At 60.3% G+C, this 17,077-nt stretch carries 17 protein-coding genes; 11 read left to right on the forward strand and 6 right to left on the reverse strand.

What is annotated here, in order from left to right:
• Window position 1 precedes the first annotated feature (1 nt).
• Window positions 2-502 carry an SH3 domain-containing protein gene (locus WNZ15_RS12655; RefSeq protein ID WP_342893343.1) on the reverse strand — a complete coding sequence of 167 codons (501 nt, stop codon included), beginning with the start codon at window positions 500-502 and terminating at the stop codon, window positions 2-4.
• 285 nt (window positions 503-787) lie between these two features.
• On the opposite strand from WNZ15_RS12655, the gene WNZ15_RS12660 reads away from it, so the two are divergent.
• Window positions 788-1,774, forward strand: coding sequence for a D-glycerate dehydrogenase (locus WNZ15_RS12660; RefSeq protein ID WP_342893344.1), 987 nt, complete (start codon window positions 788-790; stop codon window positions 1,772-1,774).
• Between the two features lie 21 nt (window positions 1,775-1,795).
• Window positions 1,796-2,680 carry an aminoglycoside phosphotransferase family protein gene (locus WNZ15_RS12665; protein ID WP_342893345.1) on the forward strand — a complete coding sequence of 295 codons (885 nt, stop codon included), beginning with the start codon at window positions 1,796-1,798 and terminating at the stop codon, window positions 2,678-2,680.
• 49 nt (window positions 2,681-2,729) lie between these two features.
• Here WNZ15_RS12665 and dnaQ read toward each other — a convergent pair whose 3' ends face one another.
• The 5 genes from dnaQ to WNZ15_RS12690 all read right to left on the reverse strand — a co-directional run bounded on the left by dnaQ (window position 2,730) and on the right by WNZ15_RS12690 (window position 6,477).
• A complete protein-coding gene (gene dnaQ, locus WNZ15_RS12670) occupies window positions 2,730-3,443 on the reverse strand; it encodes a DNA polymerase III subunit epsilon (RefSeq protein ID WP_342893346.1) in 714 nt (237 codons plus the stop codon).
• A gap of 129 nt (window positions 3,444-3,572) precedes the next feature.
• Window positions 3,573-4,160, reverse strand: a complete 588-nt coding sequence (gene coaE, locus WNZ15_RS12675) for a dephospho-CoA kinase (RefSeq protein ID WP_342893347.1) — start codon at window positions 4,158-4,160, stop codon at window positions 3,573-3,575.
• Window positions 4,157-5,005 carry a shikimate dehydrogenase gene (locus WNZ15_RS12680; protein ID WP_342893348.1) on the reverse strand — a complete coding sequence of 283 codons (849 nt, stop codon included), beginning with the start codon at window positions 5,003-5,005 and terminating at the stop codon, window positions 4,157-4,159. Before WNZ15_RS12680 ends, coaE begins: the two co-directional genes overlap by 4 nt.
• Entirely contained in the window at window positions 5,002-5,601 is a 600-nt protein-coding gene (locus tag WNZ15_RS12685) for a Maf-like protein (RefSeq protein WP_342893814.1), read from the reverse strand. The genes WNZ15_RS12680 and WNZ15_RS12685 overlap by 4 nt, the downstream gene beginning before the upstream one ends.
• A gap of 30 nt (window positions 5,602-5,631) precedes the next feature.
• Window positions 5,632-6,477 carry a pyruvate, water dikinase regulatory protein gene (locus WNZ15_RS12690; RefSeq protein ID WP_342893349.1) on the reverse strand — a complete coding sequence of 282 codons (846 nt, stop codon included), beginning with the start codon at window positions 6,475-6,477 and terminating at the stop codon, window positions 5,632-5,634.
• 424 nt (window positions 6,478-6,901) lie between these two features.
• Between WNZ15_RS12690 and hemE the strand changes: the two genes are divergently transcribed.
• From hemE to WNZ15_RS12735, 9 genes are all read left to right on the forward strand, one after another.
• Window positions 6,902-7,930 (forward strand): uroporphyrinogen decarboxylase, encoded by a 1,029-nt coding sequence (gene hemE / locus WNZ15_RS12695; RefSeq protein ID WP_342893350.1) that lies wholly within the window; start codon window positions 6,902-6,904, stop codon window positions 7,928-7,930.
• A 3-nt stretch (window positions 7,931-7,933) separates the two neighbouring features.
• A complete protein-coding gene (gene hemJ / locus WNZ15_RS12700; RefSeq protein WP_342893351.1) occupies window positions 7,934-8,362 on the forward strand; it encodes a protoporphyrinogen oxidase HemJ in 429 nt (142 codons plus the stop codon).
• A gap of 305 nt (window positions 8,363-8,667) precedes the next feature.
• Window positions 8,668-9,933, forward strand: a complete 1,266-nt coding sequence (gene rho, locus WNZ15_RS12705) for a transcription termination factor Rho (protein ID WP_342893352.1) — start codon at window positions 8,668-8,670, stop codon at window positions 9,931-9,933.
• A 113-nt stretch (window positions 9,934-10,046) separates the two neighbouring features.
• A complete protein-coding gene (locus WNZ15_RS12710; RefSeq protein WP_342893353.1) occupies window positions 10,047-10,634 on the forward strand; it encodes a GNAT family N-acetyltransferase in 588 nt (195 codons plus the stop codon).
• 340 nt (window positions 10,635-10,974) lie between these two features.
• Window positions 10,975-12,324: a tRNA uridine-5-carboxymethylaminomethyl(34) synthesis GTPase MnmE gene (mnmE, locus tag WNZ15_RS12715; RefSeq protein ID WP_342893354.1), complete on the forward strand. Its 1,350-nt coding sequence runs from the start codon at window positions 10,975-10,977 to the stop codon at window positions 12,322-12,324.
• A gap of 315 nt (window positions 12,325-12,639) precedes the next feature.
• Window positions 12,640-14,529: a tRNA uridine-5-carboxymethylaminomethyl(34) synthesis enzyme MnmG gene (gene mnmG / locus WNZ15_RS12720; protein WP_342893355.1), complete on the forward strand. Its 1,890-nt coding sequence runs from the start codon at window positions 12,640-12,642 to the stop codon at window positions 14,527-14,529.
• Complete coding sequence (gene rsmG / locus WNZ15_RS12725) at window positions 14,529-15,188, forward strand: 16S rRNA (guanine(527)-N(7))-methyltransferase RsmG (protein WP_342893356.1); 660 nt, start codon at window positions 14,529-14,531, stop codon at window positions 15,186-15,188. The genes mnmG and rsmG overlap by 1 nt, the downstream gene beginning before the upstream one ends.
• Window positions 15,189-15,208: 20 nt before the next feature.
• Window positions 15,209-16,033: a ParA family protein gene (locus WNZ15_RS12730; RefSeq protein WP_342893357.1), complete on the forward strand. Its 825-nt coding sequence runs from the start codon at window positions 15,209-15,211 to the stop codon at window positions 16,031-16,033.
• A gap of 110 nt (window positions 16,034-16,143) precedes the next feature.
• The gene (locus WNZ15_RS12735; protein WP_342893358.1) at window positions 16,144-17,049 is read left to right on the forward strand and encodes a ParB/RepB/Spo0J family partition protein; all 906 of its coding nucleotides are present in this window, start codon (window positions 16,144-16,146) and stop codon (window positions 17,047-17,049) included.
• Window positions 17,050-17,077: the final 28 nt, after the last annotated feature.

Raw genomic sequence — 17,077 nt, forward strand, 5'->3', positions numbered from 1 at the left:
CTCAGTCGCTGACCACTTCGTCCGGATAGACCCCGAACAGCCGTGTCTGGTCCAGCCAGCCGTCGTAGCTGTCGCCATTGACCCGGCACCAGCCGCCGGAGCACTCCGAAACCGATGTCAACACAAAGGGTTCCAGCTCGGCGACAATATCCGCGTCCGAGCGCGAGCGTGCCCGCAGCGGTGTGCGGTCGTTCTTTTCCCAGGGGGTGATCAGGGCGGTGCGGCGGCCGGACAGGAGCGAATGGAAAACCCAGCCCTGTTTGCCTTCCCAGTCGCGGATCTGGCGCCAGTTCTCGAATTCCTGGATGATCTCGACAGGAAGTCCGGACTGAACGAATGTCCAGGCGATCTTGTGCTCCCGGGAGGGACCGACACGGACATTGACCCTGTCCGATTTCAGGCTGACGAATCGCGGCAGCGGCAGGTCGGTCGGTCTTGTTGCCGTTCCTTGCGCGCGCGCTGCTCCGGTCATGGCAATCAGCCCGACCACAATTGCGGTCACGCATAAAAAGAGCCGGGAGTTAGGAAACGAACGTGCCATATTGTCCGGATGTCCAATTGTTATTGATCGCTTTTCCGAGGAAAAGCTGTACCGAAAAATGCGCGCGAAAACCAGAGTCCCGAGCACGGCGCCCTGGTTATCAGCGGCGAATTCAACCGATCCCTTGTTTCTGCCGGACCATCTGGTAAGGAATGAGAGTGGTCTTTTCCGCTTGCGCAACGCGCAGGGTCAAGGTGGTACCGTTGGGGTTAACAAGTCCTCAATGAAGCGCGGAAGGCAGTTGGTATGACGAAAAAGAAGCCTGTCGTTGTTGTCACCCGGAAGCTTCCGGAAGTGGTCGAAACGCGGATGCGCGAACTTTTCGAAACGCGACTCAATGAAAATGACAGGCCCTACAGCCAGGCAGAGCTGGTCGAAGCTGTCAGAACAGCCGATGTTCTGGTGCCGACCGTGACCGACCGGATCGATTCCTCGGTGCTGTCGCAGGCGGGCGAGAACCTGAAGCTGATCGCGAATTTCGGAAATGGTGTCGACAATATCGATGTTGTCAGCGCCAACAACCGCGGCATCAACGTCACCAACACGCCCGGCGTTCTGACCGAGGACACTGCCGACATGACCATGGCGCTGATGCTGGCCGTGCCGCGTCGTCTTGCCACAGGCATCAAGGCCCTGGAAAGCGGCGACTGGGCAGGCTGGTCGCCGACCTGGATGCTCGGCCACCGGATCTGGGGAAAGCGGCTCGGCATCGTCGGCATGGGCCGAATCGGCCAGGCCGTCGCACGCCGCGCCAAGGCCTTCGGCATGTCGATCCATTATCACAATCGCCGCCGATTGCCCGACAGCGTCGAGGAAGACCTCGAAGCGACATACTGGGAAAGCCTCGACCAGATGCTGGCACGGATGGACGTGGTGTCGATCCATTGCCCGCACACGCCCGGCACCTTCCACCTTCTGTCCGCGCGAAGGCTGAAACTCCTGAAGAAGGACGCCTATGTGGTCAACACCGCGCGGGGCGAGGTGATCGACGAGAACGCCCTCATCCGGATGCTGGAAGCCGGAGACCTGGCCGGCGCCGGCCTCGACGTCTTCGAGCACGAACCGGCCGTCAATCCGAAACTGGCCAAACTTTCGAATGTCGTGCTGCTGCCGCATATGGGCTCGGCAACCATCGAAGGCCGAATCGAGATGGGCGAAAAGGTCATCATCAACATCAAGACCTTCATGGACGGCCATCGTCCGCCGGACCGTGTGCTGCCGTCGATGTTGTGACCGGGTTCCGGGATCGCTTTCGTGGCTGAGCCGTCTTGCGGGCCTTCGTTTCGCGCCCCGGAGGCGCTCACCTGGCTGAACACATCGGAAGCCGGCAGAGCCTGGCTTGAGGCGCTTCCCGGTCTTCTTGACGCGGCCCGATCCCGGTTCGGTCTCGACACCCTAGGTACGCCGTTTTCCGGCGGCAACGTGTCATATGTCGTGCCGGCGGTGCGCCAGGGCCGGGACGTCGTCCTGAAACTCAGGTTCATCGATCGGACATCACGCCATGAGCCCGAAGCCCTGGCCTTCTGGAACGGCAACGGCGCCATCCATCTGCTCGACCATGCCCCGGACCTCGGCGCGCTGCTGCTGGAGCGCTGCCGGCCGGGCCGCTTTCTCGCAGACGATCCGGACGCTGACCATCTGGGTGTTCTGGGTGATCTGCTCCGCAAACTCCTGGTGCCGGCCGGAGAGCCCTTCGGCTCCCTGAAGGCAGAGGCGGCGATCTGGCTGGACACGCTGTACAGCGACTGGCGCGCGGCCGGAAAACCCTGTGAGCAGCGTCTGGTGGACGCGGCGGCTGCCTCACTGACAGACCTGAGCGCGGACGAGACGGAGCAGATACTGCTCAATCAGGACCTTCACGGCCACAATGTCCTGTCAGCCGACCGCCTGCCCTGGCTGATGATCGATCCGAAACCACTGGTCGGTGACCCTGCCTTCTGCCTGAGCCCTGTCGTCAGAAGTTTTGAATTCGGACATTCAAGACAGGCGGCCCTGTACCGCCTGGACAGGCTGTCGGCCGAACTCGGCCTTGACCGGGAGAGGGCGCGCCTGTGGACCATCGGACAGACCATGTCCTGGTCCTTCGACAGCCCGTTCGGTGCGCGCCACTTCGACACAGCGCGCTGGTTGCTCGGCTGATACCCGGAACCTGCCATCCATCGGCACAGACCTCCGGTGACGCTGGGTACTAGCTGCCGTATTTGGCCCAGATCGCATCTTCGCCCATGCCTTCGATGAAGGCCTTGTGGGCCTCGACTTCACCGGCGCCGACCGGACGTTCGATTGGCGCCGGCCGCGGGCGGGCGTTGAAGGAGCCGAGTTCGCCGGGTTCGCTGGAGACGGACTGTGACGCAGTTTCTTCTTCCTCCGGCATCAGGCCGAGGCCCTTTTGCCGGCCGCCGATCAGTTCCAGATAGACTTCGGCCAGAATCTCCGCATCGAGAAGCGCGCCATGTTTGACGCGCCTGGAATTGTCGATGCCGTAGCGTGAACAAAGCGCGTCGAGCGAATTCGGTCCGGAGGGATGCTTGCGGCGGGCGATTTCGAGCGTATCGAGAACCTGGGTCTGGGCAATCAATCTGCGTCCGGCCCGTTCCAGCTCCATGTTGATGAAGCCCATGTCGAAGGCCGCGTTGTGGATGACCAGGGTGGCATCGCCGACAAATTCCAGAAACTCGTCGGCCACATGCGCGAACAGCGGCTTGTCCGACAGGAATTCCTGCGACAGGCCGTGGACCCGGAATGCCCCTTCCGGCATGTCGCGCTGCGGGTTGATATAGACGTGATAGGAATTTCCGGTCGGGATGTGGTTGATCAGTTCCACGCCGCCGATTTCCACAAGCCGATCGCCGTCTCTCGGGTTCAGACCGGTGGTTTCGGTATCGAACGAGATTTCCCGCATGTCTTTGCCCTTTTTCTTCTGCATCCACTGTGCAGCTTGGCCCCGGCGAGACAAGAGGATCGGCCGGTTTTCCCCGGCGTTGTGCGACGCCCGGAAGTTTTCGAAAAGGTGTCAGGCTTTCCCCCTAGGTCAGCCGCACCCCGCGATTGCCTTCAGGATGGCTTCTACGCTGCGGCGTGCCGGATCCATGCCGAGGCCGGTGTCGATCAGAAAATGCGCGCGGCGGCGTTTTTCCAGGTCAGGCAGTTGCTTGGAAAGAAGCGCCTGAAATCGGTCTTCGTCCATGCCGGGCCGGGAAAGCACCCGCTGCCGCTGGACATCGGCATTGGCGGTGACAATCACGGCGATATCAACGCGTGTGTCGCCGCCGGTTTCAAACAGAAGCGGAATGTCCATCATGACGATGCGGCGGCCGTCGGACCGCGCCCGCTCTAGAAACAACTGCTCTTCCTCACGCACAAGCGGATGCACGATCGCCTCGAGCCGTTTCATGGCGTCCGGATTGCCGAGCACATGCGGTGACAGCAAGGTCCGGTCGACCTTGCCTTTGCTCACTGTACCCGGAAAGGCGGCCTCGATGAGCGGCGCGGCACGACCGGCGTAAAGTCCATGAACGCTGGCGTCAGCATCGTGCACCGGAACGCCCCTTGCCGCGAACATTCTCGCGGTGGTCGACTTGCCCATGCCGATGGAGCCGGTGAGGCCGAGCCTGATCACACCGCGGCTCCCAGATCGTCCAGAACCAGCTTTCGAAGCGTTTCATCGACCTCCGGACGCACCCCGAACCAGCGTTCGAACCCCGGCACGGCCTGGTGCAGCAGCATGCCGAGACCGTCCACTGTCCGGTTGCCCCGATGCGCCGCCTGACGCAGCAGATCCGTTTCGAGCGGAACATAGACCGCGTCCGTAACGAGCGCAGACTGCGGCAATGGGGCAAGATCGATGTCAAGCGGTGCCTTGCCCGTCATGCCGAGGGAGGTCGTGTTGACCAGAAGGTCGGCTTGTTCCAGAACTGTCCCCAGCTTGTCCCAGCCGTGGGCAACCGTTCCGGCTCCAAATTCGTTCGCGATGGCCCTGGCTTTTTCGAAGGTCCGGTTGACGATATGCACTCTTGTGAATTTTCTGGACAAAAGTGCCCACACCACCGCCCGGGCCGCGCCGCCCGCGCCCAGCACCACTGCGGATTCACGTGAAACGTCCCAGCCAGGCGCCTGCTGATCAAGATTTCCGAGAAATCCGAGCGCATCGGTATTGGCTCCGCAAAGCTGTCCCGTATCATCCAGCCACAACGTGTTGGCCGCGCCCATGGCTTGCGCCGCCGCGTCCAGATGCGCGCATGCGGCGGCGGCGACTTCCTTGTGCGGCACGGTGACATTGGCGCCGGCAAGTCCGGAATTTGCGAAATTCCGGTAGAATTCCGGCGCGGTTTCAGGCGACACGTCCAGGCGGCTGTAGTCTCCGTCGATGCCGTGCTTGTTCAGCCAGTAGCCGTGCACCAGCGGAGACCGGGACTGGGCCACCGGATGGCCGGTAACTGCGGCCTTTTTCGTCGCACCGCTCATGTCTCGATCACCTTCAGCCTGCGCAGCTCGTCCAGAAGCGGCAGCATCGGCAGTCCGAGGATGGTGAAATAGTCGCCTTCAATCCTGTCGAACAGCTGCAATCCAAGGCTTTCCAGCTGATAGGCCCCGACGCTGGACAGAACCGCGTCGCCGGCCGCCGCCAGATAATGACCGATGAATTGCGGAGAAAGCGCGCGCATCGTCAGGCGCGCCGTGGAGACATGGCGCCAGATCGCTTCGCCGTTTCGGGAAATCACGACGGCGGAGTGAAGTTCATGGGTCTGGCCGGAAAAGGCCAGCAGTTGCCGGCGGGCGGCTTCCATGTCCTGCGGTTTTGTCCGCCGTTCTCCCTCGAAGGCCAGGATCTGGTCGGCGCCGACCACCAGATCCGCGGAACGGCGGTTGCTGACGTCGTTGGCCTTGGCCTCGGCCAGCACACTTGCCAGGTCCTCGGGCGTGAAACCGGCCTCCAGAAGCGGGGCTTCCACTGCCCGCTCATCGACATCGGACGGATCGATCTCGATTGCCAGACCGGCGTTTTTCATAAGCTCTGCCCGGATCCGGCTGCCGCTCGCCAAGACAAGTGCCATTTTCAGTCCTCGTTTTTCGTATTCGCGGATCAGGTGTCAGCGTCCCGCGTCTTCCTGCCCTGATTTGTAGTCCTTGAAAAGGGTCAGGATTTCGGCAGCCGTTTCCTCGACGGACCGGCGCGTCACATCTATCAGCGGCCAGCGGTTATCGGAACACAGCCGCCGGGTCATGTTGATTTCCTGAGAAATTTCCTTCCGGTCGACATAGGTGTCGTTGTAGCCGTCCGAATTCAAGGATAACACCCGGTTCCGGCGGATCTGCTGGATGCGTTCGGCGGAAGCGATCAGGCCCACGATCATCGGGGCCTTCAGGTTCTTCACGTGATCCGGCAGGGGAATTCCGGGAACCAGCGGCACATTCGCCGCCTTGATGCCGCGGTTCGCCAGATAGATGCAGGTCGGGGTCTTTGACGTCCGGGAAATGCCGATCAGCACGATGTCCGCGGATTCCAGGTCGTTCCAGACCTGTCCGTCGTCATGCAGCATCGTGTAGTTGAGGGCCTCCATCCGGCGGAAATATTCGGCGTCCAATTCATGCTGACCGCCGATCCGGTGGGTCTGGGTGACATTCAGATAGGACTGGAACACCGCAAAGACCGGGTCGAGAATATTGACGAAAGGCACGCCGAGTTCCCGGCATTTGTTCTCCAGCCGCCTGGATATTTCCAGGTCCACGAGGGTGTAAAGCACGATGCCCGGCGCCTTCTCGACTTCGCTGATCACCCGGTCGAGCTGCTTTTGCGAGCGCACCAGGGGATAGACATGCTCGATTTCCTGAACATTCTCGTATTGAACCGTGGCCGCGCGGGCCACTGTCATCAGCGTTTCGCCGGTGGAGTCGGACACCAGATGGAGATGGAAGTAGTGTCTCGACTTGTTCACGATGTCATCCCCAGGGCTGTTGATGATTTGGGCAATTCGGTTCGGTCCTCGTGCCTAGCACGAAGTTTATGCCCGCTCAGCAGGATTCGTTAACAATGTCTGAACGGGCGCGCTTCGAAGCCGAAACGGTTGGAACCGGATGGGGATTCACAACATCGCTGTGACATATCGACAGATTACCCACCAGCGCCCAATTTCTTAACGAAAGGTAAACACTCACGCAGGTATCTGTAATTAATACTCTTTTTTTGTTATCGACTCCTGGGGAAGATTCTTGTCCGGCACTGTGCGGTGTTTTTCCCGAGGAGAAATTGAAGCGCATGGATTGTGGACAGAAAATGATCCCGGTAATCCACGCTCAATAAATAAAAACAGATTCAAGATAAGACTCTTTATTGTTTTGAGATGTGTGAAAGGCGACCTCATGAAATCCGAAGACAGGGCCGTGATGCGGGTACTCCGAGGAGAAAAGCTCTGGCCACCTCCCGTCTGGATGATGCGCCAGGCAGGACGCTATCTGCCGGAGTACCGGGAAACCCGGGCCAAGGCCGCCAATTTTCTCGATCTTTGCTACAATCCGGATCTGGCTACCGAAGTCACTCTCCAGCCGATCCGCCGGTATGGTTTTGATGCGAGCATCCTGTTTTCGGACATCTTCGTCGTGCCGGACGCAATCGGCTATCCGGTTCGTTTTGAAGAAGGACGGGGTCCCGTGCTGGAACCGCTGTCTTCCGATCTCATCGACCGTCTGGAACAGGACAGGGCCGAGGATCATCTGAAACCGGTCATAGAAACGGTTGCCCGCCTGAGAGCGGAGCTGCCAGAGGAGACGACGCTGTTGGGCTTCTGTGGAGCTCCCTGGACCGTGGCGTGCTATTCCGTCGCCGGCCATACCACCCAGGACCAGGTGGCGGCGCGCGTGGGCGCGTACCGGGACCCGGACCTGATGCAACGCTTCGTCGATCAGCTTGTGGAAGCATCGATCAGGTATCTCGTCCGCCAGCTCGATGCGGGCGCCGACGCGGTTCAGATCTTCGACACCTGGGCAGGTGTCCTGGACGATGCGGGCTTCAGGCGCTGGTCGATCGAACCGACACGGAAGATCGTCGCCGGCGTCCGGGCGGTGCGTCCGGGAGCGAAGATCATCGGTTTTCCGAAAGCGTCCTCGGCCCGGATGCAGTCCTTTGTCGAAGGCACCGGTGTCGATGCGGTCGGGTTTGACTGGACGGCGCCCGATCACCTCGCGCTGGAGATCCAGAAACGTGTTCCGATCCAGGGCAATCTGGATCCGATGCGGCTGGTGGCCGGCGGCAAGGCACTGGAAGAGGGCGTCGCACATATCCTGCGAACCTTCGACAAGGGTCCGCTCGTGTTCAATCTCGGCCACGGGGTCACGCCGGATGCGGATCCGGACAATGTTGCGCGGATGGTCGAGCAGGTCAGAAAGGGTTAGCAGATGGATCTTTTTCTCTGGATCAAGGCATTGCACGTCATTGCGATCATCGCCTGGATGGCGGGAATGCTCTATCTGCCGCGCCTCTTCGTCTATCACACCGATGCGGAACCCGGATCGGTGCAATCGGAAACCTTCAAGGTCATGGAACGGCGCCTGCTCAAGGCGATCATCAATCCTGCGATGATCGTGGCCTGGGTGCTGGGCCTGTGGATGGCCTGGGAGCTGGAGGCCTGGCGGGATGGCTGGTTTCACGCCAAGTTTGCCCTGGTGCTGGCCATGTCCGCTGTGCACGGTCATCTGACCGGCTGCGTGAAGAGGTTCGCCAAGGATGAAAACACCAGGTCGGCGCGGTACTACCGGATCCTGAACGAAGTCCCTACGGTGCTCATGATCGGCATCGTGATATTCGTGATCGTCAAGCCTTTCTGAGGCAGGACGCGGTGTGAAATTTCCTGCGGCGGCCGGATCATCCCGGCCGTCGTTTTCATGTCCGGATGATGCCTTTGAAAGCTCAAAAACCCGGCAGATTTGCAGTCTTGCGCTTTACCATAAAACAACGTATCTTCCGCCAATCTTCAAACGGCATAGCGAACGTTTTCAGTCGTTCCGCAGTTGCCGTGCAATCTGGATACGTCTTTAAAGTCTCTCAGATATCCTTCGGCCGACCCATCACTTCCGGCCCGGAGTGACCTTCCAAACCAATATCCCATAACAACATTAAGAACCCCAACTCGATGCGGGAAATGAAACTCAAAGACCTAAAAGCAAAAACACCGACAGAGCTCCTTCAAGTTGCCGAAGAGCACGAAGTCGAAAACGCCAGCACCATGCGCAAGCAGGAGCTGATGTTCGCCATCCTCAAGAACGTTGCTGCGCAGGATGTGGATATTATCGGCGAAGGCGTTGTGGAGGTGCTCCAGGACGGCTTCGGCTTCCTGCGGTCCCCCGACGCCAACTACCTGCCGGGACCGGATGACATTTATGTCTCTCCCTCGCAGATCCGCCGATTTTCCCTGAGGACCGGAGACACCGTCGAGGGCCAGATCCGGAGCCCCAAGGAAGGCGAACGTTACTTCGCTCTTCTCAAGGTCAACACGATCAACTTCGAGGATCCGGACAAGGCGCGTCACAAGGTTCACTTCGATAACCTCACACCGCTGTATCCCGACGAGCGGTTCCGGATGGAAATCGAAGATCCGACGATCAAGGACCTGTCGTCCCGGATTATCGATCTGGTCGCACCGCTCGGCAAGGGCCAGCGCGCGCTGATCACGGCGCCGCCGCGGACCGGCAAGACCGTGTTCCTGCAGAACATCGCGAAATCGATTACCCACAATCACCCGGAATGCTACCTGATCGTTCTTCTGATTGACGAGCGTCCGGAAGAAGTGACCGACATGCAGCGGACGGTGGACGGCGAAGTTGTCTCCTCCACCTTCGACGAACCGGCAACCCGTCACGTGCAGGTCGCCGAAATGGTGATCGAAAAGGCCAAGCGCCTGACCGAGCATGGCCGTGATGTCGTCATCCTGCTGGATTCGATCACGCGTCTCGGCCGCGCCTACAACACGGTTGTGCCGTCTTCGGGCAAGGTTCTGACCGGTGGCGTCGATGCCAATGCGCTGCAGCGTCCGAAGCGCTTCTTCGGTGCCGCCCGTAACATCGAAGAGGGCGGATCGCTGACGATCATCGCGACGGCCCTGATCGATACGGGCAGCCGCATGGATGAAGTCATCTTCGAAGAGTTCAAGGGTACGGGTAACTCCGAAATCATCCTCGACCGGAAGATCTCCGACAAACGTGTTTACCCGGCGATCGACATCCAGCGTTCGGGAACGCGCAAGGAAGAACTTCTGGTTCCGCACGAGCGGCTCAAGAAGACATTCGTGCTGCGCCGGATCCTCAATCCGATGGGCACTGTCGATGCGATCGAGTTCCTGCTCGACAAGCTGAAGCAGACCAAGTCGAACGACGATTTCTTCGACAGCATGAACACTTGATCCCAAACGGATCGTTCTCTATTCAAAGGCGCGAACCCGAAGGGGTTCGCGCCTTTACTTTTTGTTAACACCTGTTTCACGTGAATCAGCTTCTTTGATTCGGATCCGTTGCGATGACCAAGACCGTCTTTCTGGAAACAGAGCGATTGCTGCTGCGCGCCTGGTGCGCTGAAGATGTGGATCCGTTCTGTGACCTATGCGCGGACCCTCACGTGATGCGGTATTTCCCCGAGACGTTAACCCGCGAGAAAAGCGAATCGCTGGTTTCAAGGTGTATCGAAAAGCAGAAGAAGTACGGGTTCTGCATGGCACCTGTGGAAGTGAAAGCCACGGGCGCGTTCCTGGGTTTTGTCGGTTTGAACCGTCCTGACTATGGCGTACCTCTGCCTTTCGACCCATGTGTTGAAATCGGCTGGCGGTTAAAGCAGTCGGGGTGGGGAAAGGGCTATGCGAGCGAAGCAGCAAGCGCCTGGCTTCGATTCGGCTTTGAAACAGTCGGCCTGGAAGAAATCGTTGCCTTCACCATTCCGGACAATCTTCCCTCGCAAAAGGTCATGACCCGGATCGGCATGACACGTGACGAGAACGGAGATTTCCTGCATCCGCTGTTACCGGAAGATCATCCCGTCGCCCCGCATGTGCTGTATCGGTTGACGCGGACCGGCTGGGAACAGGGGCCGAACCGCGCCGCTCCATTCTGACAGCACCTTGGGTAACACATTGATTCACGTGAAACGGACCGGACGTGCACATGTGCGGTTTTGATGTTTCACGTGAATCCGTTTGATTCGGATCCGGTCCGCCTGCTTCCGGTTCACTGTTGCGCCGGGAGCCCGGTTCACCTGCCATCAAGGTGGCCGGCGAGGTGGCCAATGATTCACGTGAAACAGATTGCGGGTCACTGCCTTGTCTTCGGAATGATCACCGGACCCATTGAATCGGACTCGGAACAATTGTGACTTTCCGATGCGATCTTCCCGGACGTGGCGAGACTTGATAAGGAAGCGGTTCAGACTGAAGGACCGGGCGGAAGGAACCTCGTTGACTGACACGATCTATGCGCTTTCAAGCGGGGCGGTGCCCTCCGGCGTCGCGATCATACGCGTCTCCGGACAACGGACCTTCGACATCGTGGAAACCCTTGCCGGGCGTGTCCCCGAGCCACGCAGGGCGATGCTTGCCAAACTCCGACATCCCCGGACCGGCGATCTGCTCGATGAGGCACTGGTGCTGTGCTTCAGGGCGCCGAAGAGTTTCACCGGAGAGGACGTGGCGGAGTTTCATTGTCATGGCGGACGGGCGGTTGTCAGCGGGCTTCTGGCCGTGCTCGCAGACTTCGACCAGTGCCGCCCGGCGGAGGCGGGAGAGTTTACGCGGCGTGCGTTCGAGCACGGGCGGATGGACCTGACAGAGGTCGAGGGGTTGGCGGATCTGATCGCCTCGGAAACGGAGAGCCAGCGCAAGCAGGCGCTCCGTCAGATGGGGGGCGCGCTCGGTGATCTCTATGATGGCTGGCGCAAGCGGCTCATCCACATGCGCGCAATGATCGAGGCCGACTTCGATTTCGCCGATGAAGAAGATGTTCCCGGCAGCGTGGCGCAGGAAGTGTGGATCGAAGCCGGGACCCTTCACGAGGAGATCGCGGACCACCTGGATCGGTCGACGAGTGGCGAGCGTCTCCGGTCCGGACTTCAGGTGGTGCTGATGGGCGCGCCGAATGCCGGCAAGTCGAGCCTGTTGAATGCCATTGCCGGCCGTGATGTTGCCATCGTGACGGAAGAGGCCGGCACCACGCGGGACGTGATCGAGGTCCATCTCGACCTCGGCGGATATCCGGTCACGCTTGTCGACACGGCGGGCCTGCGCCAGACAGAGGCGGTTGTCGAGCGTGAAGGGATCCGGCGGGCAGAAGAGCGCGGGCGCCAGTCGGATCTGATTCTCTGGCTGGTGGAGCCTGGAGGTGTGGACTGGGACGATCCGGAGGGTGGCCTTCCGGCCGATCTGCGCGCCCATGTTCCGGTCTGGACCGTACGGACCAAGAACGATCTTGAGACTCCTCCGAAACAAGACTCTTCCGGAACGATCAAGGAAATTCCTTGCTCCAGCAAAATTCCAGAGGGTGTCACGGGGTTGTTCGGGCACTTGAGCCGTTTTGCAGAAGAAACCATTTCTGTGGGGGAGGCCCCTCTGGCCACCCGTGCCCGGCATCGACATTACCTGCGGGACTGCCTTTCCGGTCTCAGAACGGCGGTCGAAGCGGCCCATCTGCCCACCGAACTGAGGGCTGAAGATCTGCGCCGGGCGGCGGATGCCCTGGGCAGGATCACCGGACGGATCGATGTGGAAGATCTGCTGGATGTCATCTTCCGGGATTTCTGTATCGGAAAATAGGAATGCATGGGGCTCAATGACCCTGTTTCACGTGAATCATTCCTTGTTCCGAAAGGATCGGTTCATGTCCGGAACGTGTTTCACGTGAATCATCTCAGCCGGGTGCGGCAACGAAACGATGGTCTCTGAGGAGGCCGGCCCGCCTGATGAATTCCGCTTTGACCCATACGCACGCACGGCTTATAAGACCGCAACACGGTGCCGGCCTGTCCAGCCTGTGATAGTCTGACGTGAAGTCGGACCCTGATCCCAATTCCTGAACGGACACTGCCCGGGCCTGATCGTTGCTGACAGGTCGTGCGCACGGTAAAGAACATGAGCGAACTGGAACTGACATTTGACGTCGTGGTGATCGGTGGCGGCCATGCGGGCTGTGAGGCTGCCGCTGCTGCTGCCCGTGCAGGCGCGGCCACCGCCTTGGTCACGCACCGTTTCGATACCATCGGAGTGATGTCCTGCAATCCCGCGATCGGCGGATTGGGGAAGGGTCACCTGGTTCGGGAGATCGATGCGCTCGACGGTCTGATGGGACGGGTCGCGGACCGAGGCGGCATCCAGTTCCGCATGCTGAACCGCCGCAAGGGGCCGGCCGTGCGAGGGCCCAGGGCACAGGCCGACCGGAAACTCTATCGGCAAGCCATGCAGCAAGAAATCTCCGCCATCGACGGTTTGACAGTCGTGGAAGGGGAAGCGCACAAGATCAGGTTCAACGGCGAGGGTGCCGATCGGACGGTTGCCGGCATCGGGCTCGCCGACGGCCGCACGGTTCTGTGCAAGGCCATCGTTCTGACCAGCGGAACATTCTTGCGCGGGCTCATCCATATCGGCGACAGGAAGATCCCAGCGGGGCGTTCGGGCGAAGCGCCCGCGATGGGTCTGTCGGAGTCGCTGGAGGAAATCGGTTTTGATCTGGGTCGCCTGAAAACAGGCACACCGGCGCGGCTTGACGGACGGACCATCCACTGGGACCGGCTGGAAGAACAGCCCGGAGATGCGGACCCGATCCCGTTCTCGACGCTGACAGAGAAGATAACGACACCCCAGATACCCTGCCATATCACCCGCACGACCCCGGAGACCCATGAGATCATCCGGCAGAACCTGTCCCGCTCGGCGATGTACTCCGGTGAGATCAAGGGACGGGGACCGCGCTATTGCCCATCCATCGAGGACAAGATCGTTCGTTTCGGTGACCGGGACGGGCACCAGATCTTTCTTGAGCCTGAAGGCCTGGATGACGACACGGTCTATCCGAACGGCATTTCCACATCCTTGCCGGAAGACGCGCAGCTTGCTTTCCTCAGGACCATTCCGGGTCTGGAGGACGTAAAGGTCCTGCAGCCGGGATATGCAATCGAATACGACCATGTCGATCCGCGTGAGCTGCGGCCCACGCTGGAGGCCAAGCGCTGCGGCGGACTTTATCTCGCGGGCCAGATCAACGGCACGACGGGATATGAGGAAGCGGGCGCGCAGGGTCTTGTCGCCGGTCTCAACGCGGCCCTGAAGGCGGCTGGCCGTGATCCCTTCGTTGTGGATAGGTCCCAGGGCTATATCGGCGTGATGATCGATGACCTGGTGACACGGGGCATTTCCGAGCCCTATCGCATGTTCACCTCCCGGGCCGAGTACCGGCTGTCGCTCAGGGCGGACAATGCGGACCAGCGTCTGACGCCGCTGGGAATTGCCGTCGGCTGTGTTTCAGAGACCCGGCGGGCTGCATTTGAGCAAAAGATGTCCGGGATTGCCGCGGCACGGGATCTGTTCAAGCGTCTGATCGTGACACCGTCGGAGGCGCAGAAGAAGGGCCTGCCGGTCAACCAGGACGGTATCCGCCGGTCCGCGTTCGATCTGCTGTCCTACCCGAATGTCACGCTGGAAGGGTTGATCGGGGTCTGGCCCGAGCTGGCCGAGATCGACCCGGCTGTCACGGAGCAAGTGGCGACGGATGCTCTTTATTCCGTTTATCTGGATCGTCAGCAGGCCGACATCGAGGCGCTGCAGCGCGACGAAGCCTTGGGAATCCCCGATGGTTTCGACTACGAAGCGATTACGGGTCTGTCCAATGAAGTCCGGCAGAAGCTGATCGATCTCAGACCGGCGACCCTCGGCCAGGCAGCGCGCATGGACGGCATGACACCGGCCGCCCTGACCCTGATCCTGTCGCGTCTCAAGCGACAGGACAGCCAGCGAGGCGCTGCCTGATGGCGCGGCCGGTGGTGTTGAACAGTTCTGGACAGGTTGTGCATAAGTTTGGGGATGTTTCACGTGAAACGTTGGAGCGGCTGCAGATCTACGTCGACCTGGTTTTGAAGTGGCAACCCGCACAAAACCTCATTGCACCGTCCACCATTCCGGATATCTGGACCCGGCATGTGGCCGACAGTCTGCAGACCCTGTGGAGTTATCCAGAGGCGCGGATCTGGGTGGACATCGGCAGCGGCGCCGGGTTTCCCGGTGTGGTCACGGCAATCCTGATGGCGGACGACGATGCCGACGGCCATGTCCACATGATCGAGAGCAATCAGCGCAAGGCGGCGTTTCTGAGAACGGCGCTGCGGGAGACCGGCTCGAAGGGCACGGTGCATGCCGGCCGGATCGAATCGGTTGCGAAAGAGTGGACTCTGGGGCCAGTGGATGCGGTTTCCGCCCGCGCCCTGGCCTCGCTCGATCTGTTGATGGCCTTGTCGGAGCCCTTCACACGCCAGGGTGCCCGGGCCGTTTTCCACAAAGGTCAGGATTTTCAGAGAGAAGTTAACGAAGCTACTGCCCGTTGGGACTTCGACATGATAGAAAAGACCAGTCTTGTTGATCCAATGAGCCGGATGCTTCTTTTCTCAAATATTTCTGCCCGGCCGGAGTAACCCAGGAAGGTGTGGTGGCAATGAACATGCTTCCCGATATGCCGCGCGTGCTCTCGCTGGCCAATCAGAAAGGCGGGGTGGGCAAAACCACAACCGCCATCAATCTGGGCACAGCCCTGGCAGCGATCGGCGAAAAGGTTCTGGTGATCGATCTCGATCCCCAGGGGAACGCGTCGACCGGCCTCGGTATCGAGCATCGTGACCGCGATCTGTCGACATACGAGGTTCTCAGCGGTGATTGTTCGCTGGCGGAGGCCGTCCGGGAAACATCGGTGCAGCGGCTCTGGGTTGCCCCGTCGACCATGGACCTGCTCGGCCTTGAGCTTGAAATCGCCTCGACGAGCGACCGGGCCTTCCGGCTGCGCAAGGCGATCGAGGGGCTGACACAGTCGCGGCTGTTCAAGGAGATCGGCTTCACCTATGTGCTGGTCGATTGCCCGCCGTCGCTGAACCTGCTGACCATCAACGCGCTGTCCGCGTCGCATTCCATCCTGGTGCCGTTGCAGTGCGAGTTCTTTGCCCTGGAAGGGCTGAGCCAGTTGCTCAGCACGGTGGAGCAGGTCAAGAACGCGCTCAATTCCGAACTCAGCATTCATGGCATCGTGCTGACCATGTATGACAGCCGAAACAACCTGTCCAGCCAGGTGGTCGCCGATGTGCGTGAGACCATGGGCGACGCGGTGTATGAAACCGTCATTCCGCGCAACGTGCGTATTTCGGAAGCGCCGTCCTATGGCAAACCGGCCTTGCTCTACGATCTGAAATGCTCCGGCAGCCAGGCCTATCTGCGGCTGGCCTCGGAAATCATTCAGCGTGAGCGCGCGTTACGCCACGTGGCGGCCTGACCTGCCGGAGACGGATTCGGATCCGAACTGAAAACTGTTGTCCGCGATGGCTGTCAAAGCCGACTGTCGCGGACTAATTTATTGAAAAGTCAGAAGAAATCAGGTGCGGTATGGCGGAAAAAGAGGTCAAGAACAAAAGATTGGGCCGTGGACTTGCGGCACTGATCGGAGATTCGGCTCAGGAAACCACCGCACCGCCGGAAAAGATCGTCCGGGATACGCGCAGGGTTCCGATCGAGCATCTCGAACCCAATCCGCGCAATCCGCGCAAGACCTTCACCGAGAAGGACCTTGGCGATCTGGCGGAATCGCTCAAGTCGAAGGGCATCGTTCAGCCCATTCTGGTTCGGCCGGCCGCCGGCAAGAGCGAGCGGTTTGAAATCATCGCGGGCGAACGGCGCTGGCGTGCGGCCCAGCGGGCCGGTCTTCACGAAGCCCCGATCATCATCCGGGATGTGACCGACCAGGAAGCGCTTGAACTTGCCATCATCGAGAACGTGCAGCGGGCGGATCTCAATCCGATCGAGGAGGCGATGGGCTACGAACAGCTCACCGCCGAGTTCAGCTACAGCCAGGGCGAGCTGGCAAAGGTGATCGGCAAGAGCCGCAGCCATGTCGCCAACACCATGCGGCTGCTCAAGCTGCCGAACTCGGTCAAGGATTATCTCGCGGAGGGCCTGCTGACGGCAGGGCATGCCCGTGCCCTGATCACGGTCGAGGATCCCGCGGCGCTGGCCGAGCTGATCGTCGAAAAAGGCCTGACGGTGCGGGATGCTGAAAAGATCTCCCAGGATCCGGATGCGCTGGCCAAGCTCAAGGGAGAAAAGACCCCGGGCGCGAAGCCGCAAAAGGATGCCGATACCAAATCGCTGGAAAAACGCCTGACCGACACGCTCGGTCTCAAGGTGACGGTCGGTCACAAGCCGGGCAAGGAAACCGGCGATCTCAAGATCAAGTACACCTCGCTCGAGCAGCTCGACGAATTGTGCAAGAAACTGGGTGTCGAGACGCGGTAGTATTAGTCGACCGCCTCTGCACAAGTTG

The organism is Roseibium sp. AS2, assembly GCF_038900065.1.
Lineage (GTDB): Bacteria > Pseudomonadota > Alphaproteobacteria > Rhizobiales > Stappiaceae > Roseibium.

Bases quoted from the DNA above. Each gene is read 5' to 3' on its own strand.
- WNZ15_RS12660 (WP_342893344.1), top strand. From the start codon at position 788: ATGACGAAAAAGAAGCCTGTCGTTGTTGTCACCCGGAAGCTTCCGGAA.
- dnaQ (WP_342893346.1), bottom strand. From the start codon at position 3,443: ATGCGGGAAATCTCGTTCGATACCGAAACCACCGGTCTGAACCCGAGA.
- WNZ15_RS12680 (WP_342893348.1), bottom strand. From the start codon at position 5,005: ATGAGCGGTGCGACGAAAAAGGCCGCAGTTACCGGCCATCCGGTGGCC.
- hemE (WP_342893350.1), top strand. From the start codon at position 6,902: ATGAAATCCGAAGACAGGGCCGTGATGCGGGTACTCCGAGGAGAAAAG.
- hemJ (WP_342893351.1), top strand. From the start codon at position 7,934: ATGGATCTTTTTCTCTGGATCAAGGCATTGCACGTCATTGCGATCATC.
- rho (WP_342893352.1), top strand. From the start codon at position 8,668: ATGCGGGAAATGAAACTCAAAGACCTAAAAGCAAAAACACCGACAGAG.
- WNZ15_RS12710 (WP_342893353.1), top strand. From the start codon at position 10,047: ATGACCAAGACCGTCTTTCTGGAAACAGAGCGATTGCTGCTGCGCGCC.
- mnmG (WP_342893355.1), top strand. From the start codon at position 12,640: ATGAGCGAACTGGAACTGACATTTGACGTCGTGGTGATCGGTGGCGGC.
- rsmG (WP_342893356.1), top strand. From the start codon at position 14,529: ATGGCGCGGCCGGTGGTGTTGAACAGTTCTGGACAGGTTGTGCATAAG.
- WNZ15_RS12730 (WP_342893357.1), top strand. From the start codon at position 15,209: ATGAACATGCTTCCCGATATGCCGCGCGTGCTCTCGCTGGCCAATCAG.
- WNZ15_RS12735 (WP_342893358.1), top strand. From the start codon at position 16,144: ATGGCGGAAAAAGAGGTCAAGAACAAAAGATTGGGCCGTGGACTTGCG.